Raw genomic sequence first — 17063 nt, 5'->3', positions numbered from 1 at the left:
GTCATCCTGTACAGCGACGAAGGAGCGTGATACAGGATCTTCCATCCGAGCACTTTGTGATCAAAATGGTTTCATTAGCCGCTCAGTGTAGTGCTATTAGATTCCTAACCTCGCTGGAGTGACACAAAAAATCGTTAAGCCATCTGCATTAATCTTTCGCGCTGGCGTTTTTGTAGGAGTGTTATCCACTTGTACAAGTTTTGCTTAAACATAAACATCAATGAAAAAGTAGATAGTGATGAGAATAGAAGAAAGAGCAACAAACCCTTTAACATGATTGGGATTCAGTTGACGAGATACACGAGCTGCAAGATACCCACCTACCAACGTACCGACCAAAACAACACTACCTGTGCGCCAGTCAATGGAGCCATTGGCAACAAAAATCACGATAGCAATGAGTGAAACACACGTAGATACGAGCAATTTCAAACCGTTCATTAAATTAATGTCTTGGTGGCCAGCTACTACCAGATAGCTCAGAACAATAACCCCTAAACCTGCGTTGAAAAAACCACCGTAAGCAGAGACACCAACAAGTAGTAAACCCAACGCGATTGCTCCGAGTATGCCAGCATGTTTGTGCTCTTTCGCGACAGTTTTGATTAGCATTGTTAAACGAGAACCGGTGAGAAAGAGCACGGTGGCAAATAAAAGTAACCAAGGGATAGCTTCCATAAATAGCGATTCTGGCGTGTTGAGCAACAGATATGCTCCGACAGCGCCGCCGACTAAACTGAATGAGACTGTGAACAGCAGTTCATGCTTGTTCTTCATGATCTCTTCTCTGAACCCGACGGCTCCGCTAATGTAACCCGCACATGAAGCATACGTGTTTGTTGCGTTAGCCATAATAGGAGGAACACCAACTGCCAATAGAGCCGGAAAAGTAATAAAGCTTCCGCCTCCCGCTATGGAGTTAATAATCCCACCAATTACGCCAGCAACGAATAAAAGTGCGAGTTCTAAAAGCATAAGCAATCCTTGTTATGTTCTTTTTCATTGTTAGAGCTTCAGATGATCTAACCCACATGCTCTAATGTTCTGATATGAGGTTTACTTTACCCGCTCTAAAACAAAATTGTTCAGTTCTGTAACGTTTTTGATGACATGAACGGCTTTAGTTTGAGAGTACCCCTTGAGGCGAGACATAAAGTCATCATTCCAGAATGCGGGGCATTGCTGAAGAACTTTGTAGCTTTGTAACGTTCCTTTCAGTACCGAACTACCATCAGGCCAACCTTCAGGTTTAATGAATAGTCCTTTAAGGAGACGTTTCGTCACAAACCAATAGCTTACTGAGTATGGTAGATCAATATAAATGAGAGTATCGGCTGCATCTAAACGAGCGTTGAAAGAGCTGATCGGTCCAAGGCCATCTATAATCCAACGATCTGAGCTTAGTATATTGCTATGGGCTTCATCAAAAACGCTACGCTCAACGGGATCACCGTTTGGTTTATAGACTATTGAATCTAATTGATGAAGAGGAAGACCGGTAGCAGACGCGATTGCTTTACTTACCGTCGATTTTCCACTGCCGGGTTTACCAAAAACTGCTATTTTTTGCATTGTGACCGCCTCCAAGAGAGCTTTTCCCATACGGTAGAGACAGAAAACCCACCGCTATGGGTGGGTTCGATAAATACTGAGCGCATCAAAAAATCCCACCATTCCTATGGAATGATGATAATTCGTTGGTTAAGTTGCGCTAAGTGTGTGTTCATACAATCACCTTCATATAACGACAGTGATTTGTCAATACCATCTGTACAACAAGCGAACGATTTGGAAGGGGGAAGATAAAGCCATCACGATGGATGGCTTTATCTAGGTTGAAAGAGACAGCGATTACTGCTCAACGCTGACTGGCTGTGCTTTAAACTTTTGAATCAGCTTTACGATTAGTGGACTTGCCAATACCAATACAGCTAAAACAGTAAAGGTAAGGGTAATAGGACGCTCCCATAGGAAACTCAGTTCTCCATCTGAAATCATTAATGCGCGGCGTAAGTTCTCTTCCATTAATCCTCCAAGGATGAAGCCCAGCAATAAAGGTGCGAGCGGGAAGTTAGCGAGCCGAAGTGCAATGGCAGCCATAGCAACAATCAGCATCACGAACACATCCATAGTGTTAAAGGAGACCAAATAAACCCCGGTGATTGAGAAGAATAAAATCATCGGTAGAAGCACCGTTCTTGGAACCGCCAAAAGCTTTGAAATATACGGAATCAACGGTAAGTTCAGGATCACAAGTACGATGTTGCCGAAGTACATGGAAATGATCACTGACCAGAACACATCTGGGTGTTCAACAAACAGGCGAGGGCCAGGTTGAATACCATAAGCGATCAGAGCGCCGAGCATTATTGCTGTTGTACCAGACCCCGGAATACCAAGCGTTAATAGCGGTACAAATGAACCACTAGATGCTGCATTGTTCGCAGACTCTGGCGCAACCAAGCCACGGATACTGCCTTTACCGAACTCATCCTTTTTCTCTTTAGGTGCGAGGTTGCGCTCCATACCATAGCTTAAAAAAGCAGCAATGGTTGCCCCTGCGCCAGGAAGAACGCCAGTGAAGAAACCTAATATTGAAGAGCGAATTGAAACAGGCGCAACATCTTTGATTTCTTCCTTGGTCACTTTCATTGAGCCAATGTTGCTCAGCTTTTCTTGTTCTTCATCGCTGGTGTCTTTTGATGGTTTAAGAATGCCCATCAATGTTTCACCCAGTGCGAATGTCGCCATTGCAAGCAACAAGAAGCTAAAGCCATCCATTAAATCCGTTAAACCGAAGGTAAAGCGTTCAACGCCTACGCCTTTATCGATTCCAACTGTAGATAGCATCAAACCAAGAATGGTCATCATCCACGCTTTGATTACCTGACCTTTCCCCGCAAAAGCCGCGACTGCTGATAACCCAAGTAGCATCAACGCAAAATAGTCCGACGATTGGAAGCTAAGGGAGACGCTAGCCAATGCTGGTGCGGCAACAAGCAACATAATGGCAGATAGCGTACCGCCAGTGAAAGACGAATAAGCTGCCAAAGCTAATGCTTTACCTGCTTGGCCTTTTTGGGCCATTGGGTAGCCGTCAAATGCTGTGACCACGGTTGAAGAACAACCCGGTGCGTTAATTAAAATCGACGATGTAGAACCACCAAATACCGCACCGTAATAAACACCCGCCATCAAAATAAGGCCCGAGGAGGGCTCTAGGCCATAAGTAATTGGGATCATCAAAGCAATGGCTGAGATCGGCCCAAGTCCAGGTAACATGCCGATAAATGTACCGACGAAGCAACCCACGATCACCATCATAATGTTCATTGGCATTACTGCGGTGGATAAACCTTGTAGAATTCCATCTAACATAATTCAGTCCTTTCTTTGACTACCAGATGGTGAAAATCAAACCCGGTTCGAGATAGATGTCCAAACCTTGAGTGAGTAATAAGTAGAACGCGATCACGAATGGAAACGACGCGCCAAACAGAACGGGTTTACGTCTTTCCCCGAGCAGATAAAAGCCAGCCAATAAAAAGAAGCCAGTAGCTATCACAAAACCTAGATAAGTCAGGCCCACGCCGTAGAGTGCCATTAAAATTAAAAAGGCAATCAGTAACTTCCAATTGAAGGTCAGCACTGCGCCACTTTTTTTATCTGGTTGTCCTGTCACCAGCAACAGCAAAGAAAGGCCGACACCAACGTAAGTCAGGATGGTTGGCAGAGTACGTGCGGTGAATGGTTCATACTCATCACCTGGAAACAATGGAATCTGCGAGGTTTGATAACCGTAGCAAAGACAGAAGAGTAGAAAGATCATTGCGCCGACGCGGTCACGACAGAGCAAGTACTCTTTGGTGAAAAAGTTGGTTGAACGAGGCATATTCAACTCCTAACAAAAGTAAAAAAGACCGCATATGGACGTCAATGAATAAACTAAACCATTAACAATTAAGCATTTCGCTGCTAGTCGAGCCGCTTTGGGTATATAAACAAAGGAGTGTGCATGCCGATTGTCGACAATGTCCATATGCGGTGAAACTTAGAGTGCAAATACAATGGGGAAATACCAACCTACGTTATTCATTGAGGTTGGTATCTGAGGGACCCCAATTCGATTGTTACTTCAGGAAGCCTAACTCGCGCATTAAGTCACCCATCTGTTGCTCTTGATCTTCAAGAAACGCGAAGAATGCTTTATCCGCTTTATAGTTGTCGATCCAACCATTGCGGTCTCGAACGACTTGCCATTCGTCGGTGTTATACATTTTAGTAAATGCGGCATTCCATTCATCTAGCTTTTCTTGGCTTGTGCCTGGTGCTGCAAAGAATCCACGCCAGTTAGCAAAGACAGTTTCATTACCATATTCGGTGAGAGTTGGAATGTTAGGCGCAGCTTCTAAACGTTTTGGTGCTGTAATCGCTAACACTTTCACTTGCCCAGACTTAGACATTTCGAGTACTTCACCTAGCCCTGTAGAGAGCAGTTGTGTTTCGCCTGAAAGTAGGGCTGCCATGGCTTTTCCACCTGCATCATAGGCAATGTAACGAACTTTACGCGCATCAAAACCTTCACCTTTGAAAGCTGCTGCTATAACCAAATGATCCATAGAACCACGAGCAGAGCCACCAGCAACCTTCACCTTACGTGGGTTTTCTTTAAAAGCTTTAACGACATCTTCCCAAGAGCTGTAAGGAGAATCGGCTGATGTAACAATGGCGCCATAATCGGCAACCGTTGCGGCAACAGGAGTCAAGTCGCGGAAAGATTGTGGGAAGATCCCACTGAGCGAGCGAACGACGATCGGTGTTGAGTTCACCATGAGTGTATCTTCTTGACGATCAGCCGTTTCAATCAAATGTGCGATTGCTTTGCCACCGCCACCACCAGATAGGTTTTGAAATGATACGGTTTCGACGATGTCCGACTTTATTAATACATCACCAGTACCTCGGGCGGTCATGTCCCAACCGCCACCGGCACCTCCAGGGATAAGAAAGTGCATTTTTTCAATATCTGCAGCAAGAGCGTTGAATGAAAATGAAGCTGCGATGATTGAAGCGGCGAGCGTTGGTTTGAGTACCTTTAACATGTTCACGTTCCTTATGTTGGCGACTCTATTTAGTTGAGCCTTATTGTTTTTGCTCAGTTGTTATGCCTTGTAAGCGTTAAAGCTGAACTTGGTGTAAAGGTTAATTAAGTGTTAAATATCTGTCTGTAAAAGAGATATAAAGAGAATATTGAGCATTTCGGTTATTTTGTTCATAAAGTTCACGACGAGAAGTTGGTGTTAGGTCACGCGGCTTTACGCTTTGGTAGGCCATAATAAAATGACGGAAAATGAACGAGGAAAAGAGAATGAAAGGGACGTGTTTGTGCGGCGCAATTGAAGTCGTCGCTGAGGTTAAAAATGAGGTTAGCCTGTGCCATTGCTCTATGTGTCGAAAATGGTCGAGTGGCGCACTTCATGCGGTGCATTGTGGGCCTAACGTGACGTTTAAAGGTGGCGAACCTAAACGTTATCAGTCGTCAGACTGGGCGGTGAGAGGTTTTTGTGGCGAATGCGGCACAAACCTTTTCTATCATTTGTTGCCGACAGGTGAGTACATTCTTTCCGCTGGTTTGTTCGATAACCCAGATTTCAAACTCACTTTAGAGATTTTTACCGATGAAAAGCCAGCTTATTATGACCTCAATTCCGCTTCACAAAAGATGACTTCGCAACAAGTCTTTGATCAATTTGTACCTAAAGAATAGTTTTTTATCCGATTATTGTTCGACAGCTGAGCTTTTAGTTTTTAGATCATAAGCTTAAAGGTTTACAAGTTGTCGACAATATGAGTTCCCCATTCTTTATTTCTGCTAAAAACGGCACTTAATAGGCATTTTAGGCCAATTTAAATTACGACCTTAGTCTAAATTGTCGACAATTTACTTGATTGTCGACACTTTGATCGACTACTTTATATTCAGGTTAAGAAATTGTAGACATTTCGATGTCGGTAACAAGAGTATCTGAATATGAACTCTGAGTTGAAAGCTCGTTATAAAGTGCTGGGTTCTGAGAAAGAACACACCAAATCCGAAACGCTGACCGAAACACTCATTGAAGTCATTGTTAATGGCGACGTGAAGCCTGGCCATAAGATATCAGAGCCTGAGCTAGCAAAGAAATATCAAGTCAGTCGTGGGCCTTTGCGTGAAGCATTGATGCGCTTAGAGGGGCTAGGGCTCATCGAGCGAATTCCTCATGTTGGGGCTAGAGTGACCACTTTTTCTCCGGAAAAGCTGATAGAACTTTATGCCGTTCGAGAAGCATTGGAAGGCATGGCGGCAAGGTTAGCTGCGCGACACATTACGCAAGAAGAGCTCTTAAGCTTGGAAATGCTATTGTCGACACATTCCAAGCATATAGACCAAATGGAAGGCGCGTCTTACTTCCATCAACATGGTGACTTTGATTTTCACTATCGCATCATCCAAGCGAGCAGAAACAGTAAGTTAATATCTCTGCTGTGTGATGAACTCTATCACTTATTACGGATGTATCGTTACCAGTCGCCACGTGCGCAATCTCGCCCGAATGAGGCGCTCACCGAACACAAATTCATTTTGGAAGCCATTCGCAATCGCGATGAAGAGCTTGCAGAAATGTTGATGAGAAGACACATATCAGGAAGTCGAAAGCTCATCCAATCTCAAATTATACATACAGAAAGTTTAGACAAAGACTAGAAGGAATTCGTCATGAGCTTAACACCGGGAGCGAAATTCAGACTCGCCATTGAACAAAATAATCCACTACAAATTGTCGGCACTATAAACCCGTATTGCGCCATGATGGCAAAAAACTTGGGTCACCAAGCGATTTACTTGTCTGGTGGCGGTATCGCAAATGCGTCATACGGATTGCCGGATCTCGGTATCACAACATTAAACGACGTTTTGGTTGACGTTGACCGCATCACTAACGCATGTGATTTGCCTCTTTTGGTTGATATCGACACGGGCTTTGGCGGTGCATTTAACATTGCTCGCACGATCAAAGCGATGGAAAAAGCGGGCGCGGCAGCGGTGCACATGGAAGACCAAGTCGCACAGAAACGTTGTGGTCATCGTCCGAACAAAGCAATAGTCAGCCAGCAAGAGATGGTTGATCGTGTAAAAGCCGCGGTTGATGCACGCAATGATGAAAGTTTCGTGATTATGGCTCGTACAGACGCGCTAGCTGTTGAAGGCATGGACAGCGCAATCGAGCGTGCGATTGCGTGTGTGGAAGCTGGCGCAGACATGATCTTCCCAGAAGCGATGACCAAGCTGGATCAGTACCTTCAGTTCTCAAACGCACTTGAGCAAGCAACTGGAAAGCTCGTTCCTATTCTGGCCAACATTACCGAGTTCGGCGCAACGCCACTGTACGGCTGCGATGAGCTTGCAAAAGCGAAAGTCGATATGGTGCTTTACCCATTAAGTGCGTTCCGTGCCATGAACAAAGCTGCTGAAACGGTCTACAAACATTTGCTAGAAGTGGGTAATCAGGAAGCACTGGTTGATTCGATGCAAACACGTAAAGAGTTGTATCAGCACCTGAATTACCACGACTACGAAGACAAACTTGACCAGTTATTCTCTGAAGGGAAATAGCGGGGAAAAGCAAAAATAAACGGAAGCCCAAGAAAAAGATAATCGGAATTTATCTCATCTAATAACGTGAAATTCGTTTGGCTAAAAACACCCCAGAGAGGGAAAAGTCAGACAGAAAAGGAGTTCAAACAATGTCTCAAACTGCAGAAAAGAAAGCAGAATTAGGTGGCGCAGGCCTTCGTGGTCAAAGCGCAGGAAGCACAGCTTTATGTACTGTCGGAAAAACGGGAACTGGTTTAACTTATCGTGGATACGATATTACTGATCTTGCGAACAACGCACAGTTTGAAGAAGTGGCTCACCTTCTGTTACGCGGTCACTTGCCGAATCAACAAGAACTTGATGCGTACAAGACACACCTACTCAGCTTTAGAGGTTTGCCAGCCGAGCTAAAACAAGCTTTAGAGTTGATTCCTGCAAGCGCACACCCAATGGACGTAATGCGCACGGGTTGTTCTGTATTGGGTAACCTAGAGCAGGAAATGAGCTTCGAGGAGCAACTGAAAGCAACCGAACGTATGCTAGCCTTGTTCCCTGCCATCATCTGTTACTGGTACCGCTTTAGTCATGATGGCGTGCGTATCAACACCGAGGATCAGACTGAAGATTGCATCGGTGGTTACTTTTTGCGATTACTTACAGACAAAGCGCCATCTGCGCTGCACAAACAAGTGATGCATTGCTCGCTTATTCTTTATGCTGAACATGAGTTTAATGCTTCTACATTCGCAGCACGCGTTTGTGCATCAACGTTGTCAGACATCCATTCTTGTATCACGGCAGCAATCGGTACGCTTCGTGGACCACTTCACGGAGGTGCGAACGAAGCGGCGATGGAAATGATTGAAGATTGGCAAACGCCCGACGAGGCGGAAGCGAACATCATGAAAATGCTAGCCAATAAAGACAAGATCATGGGCTTTGGTCATGCGATTTATCGTGAAAGTGACCCTCGCAACGCCTTAATAAAACGCTGGTCCAAAGAGTTATCGAAGCAAGTTGGTGATACACATCTATATGCGGTTTCTGAGCGTGTTGAATCAGTGATGAAGCGAGAGAAAGGTCTGTTCTGTAATGCGGACTTCTTCCATGCATCGGCTTACCACTTCATGGACATTCCAACCAAACTATTTACCCCAATCTTTGTGATGAGTCGTTTAACGGGCTGGGCTGCACACGTTTATGAACAGCGTGCCAATAACCGTATTATTCGCCCAAGTGCTGATTACACGGGCCCAGATCATCAAGAATGGGTGCCTATCGAGAATCGCTAGCGCGAAGGTCAACGAGGGCATTATATGCTTTGGTTGACCACCTCCTTCCTTTGTCATTCTCTCTAACAGAGGAAGGAGAACCTCTCATCACTGTGTTTCTGGAGCAATGGAAAACCTTGATGAAGGTAAGATGTAAAGACTGAATGGAAGCAAACCATGAATACAAATATTAATACCCAATATCGTAAGCCGCTTCCGGGAACTCAACTGGATTATTTTGATGCACGCGAAGCCGTCAATGCCATTTCTCCTGGAGCCTATGAAACACTCCCTTATACCTCTCGCGTGCTAGCTGAGCAACTGGTCCGTCGCTGTGACCCGAACACATTGACAGATAGCCTGAAACAGTTAATTGAACGCAAACGCGATCTTGATTTTCCTTGGTATCCAGCACGCGTTGTTTGTCATGACATTCTTGGTCAGACCGCTCTAGTCGATTTAGCGGGTCTGCGCGATGCCATTTCAGATCAGGGCGGCGATCCTGCAAAAGTGAACCCAGTGGTTGAGACACAATTGATCGTTGACCACTCTTTAGCGGTTGAACATGCGGGCTTTGACCCTAATGCCTTCGACAAAAACCGCGCGATTGAAGAGCGCCGCAATGAAGACCGATTCCACTTTATCGAGTGGTGCAAAACAGCGTTTGAAAACGTCAGCGTGATTCCAGCTGGGAATGGCATCATGCATCAAATCAACTTGGAAAAAATGTCTCCTGTGGTACAAGCAAAGCAGGGCATTGCCTACCCAGACACCTGTGTGGGTACGGACAGTCACACACCTCACGTAGACGCTCTTGGTGTTATTGCGATAGGTGTCGGTGGTCTGGAAGCAGAAACCGTCATGCTTGGCCGACCATCAATGATGCGTCTACCAGATATTGTCGGTGTCAAACTGACGGGTAAACGTCAACCGGGCATTACCGCAACGGATATTGTCCTCGCGATTACTGAGTTTCTGCGTAATGAGCGTGTGGTATCTTCATATCTTGAATTCTTCGGAGAAGGCGCACGTGATCTAACGATCGGAGACCGCGCAACGATTTCAAACATGACACCAGAATACGGCGCAACAGCTGGCATGTTTTATATTGATGAGCAGACCATCAATTACTTGAAACTAACTGGTCGAGATGAAGAACAAGTTGCTCTAGTAGAAAATTACGCAAAACAAACCGGTCTTTGGGCAGACGATCTTGATAGCGCCGTTTACGAGCGCGTACTTGAGTTCGATTTATCATCAGTTAGCCGTAACTTGGCTGGTCCGTCAAACCCTCATCGTCGTTTACCAACTTCTGAGTTGGCACAGCGCGGTATTTCTGGAGCGTGGGAAGAGAAAGAAGGCGAGTTGCCAGATGGTGCAGTGATCATCGCTGCTATTACCTCATGTACGAATACCAGTAACCCAAGAAACGTGGTTGCTGCTGGCCTTGTCGCGAAGAAAGCCAACGAACTTGGTCTTGTACGTAAACCTTGGGTGAAATCGTCTTTTGCTCCGGGTTCTAAAGTTGCACGCTTGTATCTGGAAGAAGCGGGCTTGTTACCAGAGCTAGAGAAGCTTGGCTTTGGCATTGTTGGTTACGCATGTACAACTTGTAACGGTATGAGTGGTGCGCTGGATCCAAAAATCCAACAAGAGATCATCGACCGTGATTTATATGCGACAGCGGTGCTTTCTGGTAACCGTAACTTTGATGGCCGAATCCATCCGTACGCCAAACAAGCTTTCTTGGCTTCACCACCATTGGTTGTCGCTTATGCACTAGCCGGTACAATTCGTTTTGATATCGAGCGCGATGCGCTTGGCACGGACCAAAACGGCAAACCAATTTATCTCAATGATTTGTGGCCAAGCGATGAAGAGATCGATGCAGTTGTCGGTACTCATGTTAAACCTGAGCAGTTTAAGCAAGTTTACATTCAGATGTTTAAGCTGAATGATCAAGAGCAAAATCCCAACCCGCTGTACGACTGGCGTCCGATGAGTACCTACATCCGCCGACCACCGTACTGGGAAGGTGCGCTAGCGGGAGAAAGAACATTGTCTGGTATGCGTCCATTGGCGATTCTGGGCGACAACATCACCACTGATCACTTATCACCATCCAACGCGATTCTTGGAAGCAGCGCAGCAGGTGAATACTTAGCGAAAATGGGTGTGCCAGAAGAAGATTTCAACTCTTACGCGACTCACCGTGGTGACCACTTAACGGCGCAACGCGCGACCTTCGCTAACCCAAAGTTGTTCAATGAAATGGTGAAGGAAAACGGCGAAGTCGTGCAGGGATCTCTGGCTCGTGTAGAGCCAGAAGGGCAGGTGGTTCGTATGTGGGAAGCGATTGAAACCTACATGAATCGTAAACAACCATTGATCGTGGTGGCTGGCGCGGATTACGGTCAGGGGTCATCCCGTGACTGGGCAGCAAAAGGCGTTCGACTGGCAGGCGTAGAAGCCATTGTTGCTGAAGGCTTTGAGCGTATTCACCGTACTAACTTGGTTGGCATGGGCGTACTACCACTGCAATTTAAGTCGGGCGTTAACCGCAATACGCTAGAGCTGGATGGTACGGAACTTTACGACGTGGTTGGAGAAATCAAGCCGGGCGCTGATTTAGCGCTGGTTATCACACGCAGCAACGGCGATAAAGTCGATGTTCCGGTTACTTGTCGCTTAGATACCGCTGACGAAGTTCACGTGTACAATGCGGGCGGTGTTCTGCAGCGTTTCGCGCAAGATTTCTTGGCACAATAAGGAGTGCGTATGTCAAATAATACTCCGAATCAAACAAGCCAAATAAAAGTGCCCGCGACGTACATGCGTGGCGGCACGAGTAAAGGTGTCTTTTTCAACCTAGAGGATTTACCTCAAGAAGCGCAAGTGGCTGGAGCCGCACGTGACAAACTGTTGCTACGCGTTATTGGCAGCCCTGATCCTTACGCGAAGCAAATTGATGGCATGGGGGGCGCGACGTCAAGCACCAGTAAAACAGTGATTGTTTCGCGCAGCAGCAGAGCCGATCACGATGTTGACTACTTATTTGGTCAAGTGTCGATCGACAAACCATTCGTCGATTGGAGTGGTAACTGCGGCAACTTGTCTGCGGCAGTTGGTCCCTTCGCCATTCATGCTGGGCTGATTCCACAAGACCGCATTCCAGAAAATGGAATTGTGACGGTGCGTGTTTGGCAAGTGAACATAAGCAAAACGATTTTGATTCACGTGCCAATCGTCAATGGTTTCGTCCAAGAAACCGGAGAGTTTGAACTCGATGGTGTCACGTTTCCAGCGGCAGAAATTCAAGTGGATTTTGTTGATCCTTCCGATGGCGAAGGAAGTATGTTCCCAACGGGTAACTTAGTTGATGATTTGGTGGTGCCGGATGTGGGTACGTTCAACGCGACCTTTATTAACGCGGGCATACCAACCATTTTTATTGATGCTGAATCGATAGGATATCAGGGCACAGAGCTGCAAGACGATATCAACAACGATGACACAGCATTAGCGATGTTCGAATCCATCCGTGCATATGGCGCGTTAAAAATGGGCCTGATTTCTGATTTAGAAGAAGCTCAAACACGCCAACATACGCCGAAAATAGCGTTTGTTTCTAAACCGAAAAGTTACCTGTCTTCAAGTGGTAAAGCCGTTAATGAGTCGGATATTGATGTGCTCGTTCGCGCGCTGTCGATGGGCAAGCTACATCATGCAATGATGGGAACAGCAGCCGTTGCTATCGCTTCTGCTGCGTGTGTGCCCGGAACGTTAGTGAATTTAGCCGCTGGTGGCGGTGAAAAAGAGTCCGTGACTTTTGGTCACCCGTCAGGAACGTTAAAAGTTGGGGCACAAGCGAAGCAAACTGAGCAGGGCTGGGTGGTGCAAAAAGCCATTATGAGCCGAAGTGCGAGAATACTGATGGAGGGATTTGTGCGTGTACCCTTCTATGTCTTCGATTAAAAGAGACGATCTTTGGATTAAAAGAGCGATCTTTGAGTAGAACGAGAGCAATGTCAGGACATACTGGAGGAAGCAATATGTCTTCATACGAAAAAGAATACTTATGGGCGAAGAATGAACCGGAGAGTTTTTGGCGCGCTCAAGCGGAGAATATCGATTGGTTCGAATCTCCTAAAACTATCTTGAAATCTGATGAAAACGGCATAGAACGTTGGTTTCCAGATGGTGTAATGAATACGTGCTGGTTAGCATTAGATTACCATTGCGAGCAAGGACGCGGTGATAATACTGCACTCATTTATGACTCGCCAGTGACAGGTCGTAAAGCCACGTACACCTATAGCGATCTACGTGACCAAGTAGCAAAAATTGCTGGCATGCTGTCTGCTCAAGGTGTTGAAAAAGGCGACCGAGTCGTTATTTATATGCCGATGATCCCAGAAGCCGCAATGGCGATGCTTGCCTGCGCGCGTTTGGGGGCGATTCATTCCGTAGTATTCGGTGGTTTTGCACCTAATGAGCTTGCTGTACGAATTGAAGATGCAGAGCCGAAAGTGATCATGACTGCGTCGTGCGGGATTGAGATCAACAAAGTCATTCCATACAAACCAATGGTAGACAAAGCCATTATGGACAGCCGTTGGAAGCCTGAGAAAGTGTTTGTTTTCCAACGTCCAGAGTGCGACGCTGAGCTAAACCAAGATAGAGACTTAGATTGGCAGCGAGAGTACAACCAAGCGCTGCCACATGGTTGTGTTCCGGTGTTAGCAACCGATCCGCTCTACATACTTTATACATCGGGTACGACAGGTAAGCCGAAAGGCGTTGTGCGTGATAACGGTGGCCATGCTGTCGCGATGAAGTACTCCATGAGCGCAATCTATAACATTCCTCAAGATGGCGTCTTTTGGGCGGCATCTGATGTGGGCTGGGTAGTAGGGCACTCTTACATTGTTTACGCTCCACTGATTCACGGTTGCACTACCATCCTATTCGAAGGCAAGCCTGTTCGAACACCGGATCCTGGGGCATTTTGGCGAGTGTGTGATGAATATAAAGTAGATGCGTTGTTCTCTGCTCCAACGGCGTTTCGTGCGATTAAGAAAGAGGACCCGGAAGGCGAGCACTTAAAACGGTACGACTTGTCGAATCTGAAAACCATCTTTATGGCGGGAGAACGCCTTGACCCTCCGACACTGGAGTGGGTTCAGAGCAAAGCGGACAAGCCCGTTATTGACCACTGGTGGCAAACCGAGACGGGCTGGGCCATCGCGGGCAACCCGACAGGTGTCGAAATGATGCCAGTTAAAGCTGGTTCTTCGACGAAGCCCATTCCGGGTTATCAGGTCGAGATTCTGAATGAACTTGGAGAGGCTGTCGGGCCTAACCTACAAGGCTTTGTCGCATTAAAACGTCCGCTACCACCAAGCTGTCTGCCAACGGTTTGGCGTAATCATGACCGTTTTGAAACTGGTTATCTTAGCCAATTCCCAGGCTACTACGTGTCAGGTGATGGTGGCTATCTGGATGAAGACGGTTACCTGTTTATTATGGGACGTATTGATGACGTGATTAATGTCGCGGGACACCGATTGTCGACAGGTGAAATGGAAGAAATAGTAGGAGGCCACCCAGCGATTGCAGAATGTGCGGTGGTTGGTATCCACGATGATCTAAAAGGTCAGCTTCCACTTGGCTTTGTGGTACTAAAAGACGGTGTAAAAGTGGATGAGCTAGACCTTGAAGGTGAGCTTGTGGGCAAAGTGCGTAGTGAGATAGGTGCAGTTGCTTGCTTCAAGCATGCGTTGGTTGTAGACCGTTTACCGAAAACACGTTCAGGTAAAATTTTGCGTCGAACTATACGTCAAATAGCTGATGGTGAAAAATACACCGTTCCGTCAACGATTGATGACCCAAGTAGCTTGAACGAAATTGAGCGAGTGCTACGACGCTGAGAAAAACTCAATTCTAACTAACCCCTGATCCTCGAACTCTGTTGGTTGGTTCTGCCTCTGTACGTTTATTAAGTGCAGGGGCCTTTTTGTTGTTCAAACAGTACAAACGTATCGTGAAAGCATTTGTGACTTGCCAATACGACGTTTTCCTCACAAACTACAGCCATTCCATTTTTAGTGACCCTTTGTATGACCACGTTTGCGATTAAACCTGCGTGTTTTAGCGACCTAGAGTTGCTCAACGATCTTATGTTCGAGCTTCATGATGAGCATCATCTTCAATCTCCTGAGCTTTTCAAAACGGCAGAGGAGATAGAACAAGAAAAAAGCATTGCTCGATATATTGACGACCCTGAGTGCCTTGTTTACGTAGCAAAACAAGGAGATGAAATTATTGGCTTTATTTCTGGTCACTTCTGTGAACTTATTTCTACCGTCAGCCAGCCAGTTATGATGGGAAGCGTGGATGAGCTCTATGTGCTGCCTGAATATCGAAAACAAGGTACGGCGCAGGCTTTGATTAATAAAATTGAGTCAACGTTCTCTGATTACGGTGCAAAACAGATGTTTGTTGAAGTATGGCATTTTAACCAGGGCGCAATATCTTTGTATGAAAAACAAGGGTTTGCACACCATATCCACTATTTAAGAAAACCGCTGAACGAATAATCGTATTTAACTTTAATATTGTGATTTAGGTTCGATCGAATTGAAATCATTCAGTTCGTCAATAGACTTTTCTCTATAAGTTGCTCGCAATGTTAACAAATTGATATGCACCCACATTGGTATCGGCGTTTTTGTCTGCTTGTTTATTAGTAGCACGAGGATCGTGCTTACAAAAACAAGAGGACAATATTTTGAAACTAACAAAATCGTTACTTGCTTTAGCCGTTTTGCCAATGTTCGCAAGTGCTGATGATTTGTCACAGACGCAAAATCATACTATCCAACCCCAGATCGTAGGCGGAGTAACTGCCGACCCACGTGACTGGAAATTCTACACCCAAATTGTTAGTCGTTATGGTAACCGATCATATTGTGGGGCCAGTTATATCGGGAATGGTTACGTCCTGACTGCTGCACATTGTGTTGAGGGTGATTCTCCGAATCAGATTGCGGTTAAAATCGGTGGCGTTGTTTATAACGGTAGTGATGGTGTTCGTGCAAACGTCAGTGAGATCCATATGCACCCGGCATATCGCCGCGCGACGCTTTCTCATGACCTCGCGGTATTGAAGCTCGACTCTGTTCCTCAAGGTGTTTCTTCAGTTGAAATTGCCGATGGCAGTCTAACGCAATACGCGAGCATCGGAGATTGGCTTAGTGTTGCTGGCTTAGGGCGAACTTCTGAAGGAGGAAGCTCTCCGTCTCGATTGCAAGAGGTTGACGTCCCACTTGTGTCGGATATGACTTGCCGTCAAGCCGGTGGCAACTACACAACGGTTGGAGAAGTGTCATTCTGTGCGGGTATTCCTCAAGGTGGGATAGATTCTTGTCAGGGAGATAGTGGTGGTCCAATCGTCATTAATCGCAGTGGTGTAATTACTCAACTTGGTGTGGTCAGTTGGGGAATAGGTTGTGCTCGTCCTGGTATGTATGGGGTTTATAGCGATATCGCTGCTATGCGCAATTTTGTCGATGGTGTTATCGGAACAGCAACACCACCAAAAGAGAATGTTTCTGTTGGATACACCACCGAACAGACACTGGCATCATTTTATGTTGGGGAGTTACAGCAACATAGCTTTGTTATCCAGAATTCAGGGAACACCACGTTCACTGTGGAAAATGTTCGCGCGTTTGCTTCGGGTGTTACTGATGCAGCTGTTATTGCCAATGATCAGTGCTCTAAGGCGACGTTAGCAATGAATGCAAGTTGTCGTGTTGATGTTGAATTTGGTGCTACTCAGAGCGGAGAAGCAAGAGTGGCTTTGAACTTCAACGTTGATAAGACCAGCACACAATACCAAGCGTTAGTATCTGCTCAAGCGAAAACGGTGACAACGCCTCCCACAGATAGCTGTACAACTGTATGGCAAGCCAGCTTAGTGTATCTCAAAGGAGATACGGTCACTTGGAATGGTAAAGTTTGGCAAGCGCAGTGGTGGACTCAAGGTGATAACCCAGCAGACTCAGGGCCTTGGGGTGTTTGGCAAAAAGTAGGCGATGAGAATTGCACGTCTAACTAACGATCGGGCCAGTGAATTTGATTCGTTGACCATG

General features: G+C 46.1%; 14 protein-coding genes. 9 read left to right on the top strand and 5 right to left on the bottom strand.

The annotated features are described in order from the left end of the window. Window positions 1-204: 204 nt before the first annotated feature. The 5 genes from R7E00_RS09590 to R7E00_RS09570 all read right to left on the bottom strand — a co-directional run bounded on the left by R7E00_RS09590 (window position 205) and on the right by R7E00_RS09570 (window position 5102). Window positions 205-975 carry a sulfite exporter TauE/SafE family protein gene (locus tag R7E00_RS09590; protein WP_213871873.1) on the bottom strand — a complete coding sequence of 257 codons (771 nt, stop codon included), beginning with the start codon at window positions 973-975 and terminating at the stop codon, window positions 205-207. Between the two features lie 81 nt (window positions 976-1056). Further along, a complete protein-coding gene (locus tag R7E00_RS09585) occupies window positions 1057-1572 on the bottom strand; it encodes an adenylate kinase (RefSeq protein WP_213885709.1) in 516 nt (171 codons plus the stop codon). 279 nt (window positions 1573-1851) lie between these two features. Beyond that, a complete protein-coding gene (locus tag R7E00_RS09580; RefSeq protein ID WP_005388177.1) occupies window positions 1852-3378 on the bottom strand; it encodes a tripartite tricarboxylate transporter permease in 1527 nt (508 codons plus the stop codon). A gap of 19 nt (window positions 3379-3397) precedes the next feature. Next, window positions 3398-3892 carry a tripartite tricarboxylate transporter TctB family protein gene (locus R7E00_RS09575; protein WP_033906154.1) on the bottom strand — a complete coding sequence of 165 codons (495 nt, stop codon included), beginning with the start codon at window positions 3890-3892 and terminating at the stop codon, window positions 3398-3400. Window positions 3893-4130: 238 nt separating this feature from the next. Continuing rightward, window positions 4131-5102, bottom strand: a complete 972-nt coding sequence (locus R7E00_RS09570; RefSeq protein WP_005388181.1) for a tripartite tricarboxylate transporter substrate binding protein — start codon at window positions 5100-5102, stop codon at window positions 4131-4133. 266 nt (window positions 5103-5368) lie between these two features. Between R7E00_RS09570 and R7E00_RS09565 the strand changes: the two genes are divergently transcribed. From R7E00_RS09565 to R7E00_RS09525, 9 genes are all read left to right on the top strand, one after another. Further along, window positions 5369-5767 (top strand): GFA family protein, encoded by a 399-nt coding sequence (locus R7E00_RS09565; RefSeq protein WP_162497024.1) that lies wholly within the window; start codon window positions 5369-5371, stop codon window positions 5765-5767. A 264-nt stretch (window positions 5768-6031) separates the two neighbouring features. Next, on the top strand, window positions 6032-6745 hold the full coding sequence (locus R7E00_RS09560) for a GntR family transcriptional regulator (RefSeq protein ID WP_005377279.1): 714 nt from the start codon (window positions 6032-6034) through the stop codon (window positions 6743-6745). Between the two features lie 12 nt (window positions 6746-6757). Continuing rightward, complete coding sequence (gene prpB / locus R7E00_RS09555) at window positions 6758-7654, top strand: methylisocitrate lyase (protein WP_262606329.1); 897 nt, start codon at window positions 6758-6760, stop codon at window positions 7652-7654. A 131-nt stretch (window positions 7655-7785) separates the two neighbouring features. Next, window positions 7786-8928 (top strand): 2-methylcitrate synthase, encoded by a 1143-nt coding sequence (gene prpC / locus R7E00_RS09550; RefSeq protein ID WP_033906152.1) that lies wholly within the window; start codon window positions 7786-7788, stop codon window positions 8926-8928. 156 nt (window positions 8929-9084) lie between these two features. Further along, window positions 9085-11676 carry a Fe/S-dependent 2-methylisocitrate dehydratase AcnD gene (gene acnD, locus R7E00_RS09545; RefSeq protein ID WP_213909771.1) on the top strand — a complete coding sequence of 864 codons (2592 nt, stop codon included), beginning with the start codon at window positions 9085-9087 and terminating at the stop codon, window positions 11674-11676. Window positions 11677-11685: 9 nt separating this feature from the next. Next, a complete protein-coding gene (gene prpF, locus R7E00_RS09540; RefSeq protein ID WP_005377286.1) occupies window positions 11686-12882 on the top strand; it encodes a 2-methylaconitate cis-trans isomerase PrpF in 1197 nt (398 codons plus the stop codon). Window positions 12883-12959: 77 nt separating this feature from the next. Continuing rightward, window positions 12960-14837: a propionyl-CoA synthetase gene (locus R7E00_RS09535; protein ID WP_053307036.1), complete on the top strand. Its 1878-nt coding sequence runs from the start codon at window positions 12960-12962 to the stop codon at window positions 14835-14837. Window positions 14838-15026: 189 nt separating this feature from the next. Continuing rightward, entirely contained in the window at window positions 15027-15506 is a 480-nt protein-coding gene (locus R7E00_RS09530) for a GNAT family N-acetyltransferase (RefSeq protein ID WP_005377290.1), read from the top strand. A 191-nt stretch (window positions 15507-15697) separates the two neighbouring features. Continuing rightward, window positions 15698-17029: a trypsin-like serine protease gene (locus R7E00_RS09525; protein ID WP_206958243.1), complete on the top strand. Its 1332-nt coding sequence runs from the start codon at window positions 15698-15700 to the stop codon at window positions 17027-17029. Window positions 17030-17063 lie beyond the last annotated feature (34 nt).

It is taken from the genome of Vibrio sp. Vb1755, assembly GCF_033338635.1.
GTDB lineage: Bacteria > Pseudomonadota > Gammaproteobacteria > Enterobacterales > Vibrionaceae > Vibrio > Vibrio alginolyticus.
Note: the sequence above shows the minus strand (reverse complement) of the source record. Positions and strands in the feature narration are given on the sequence as shown.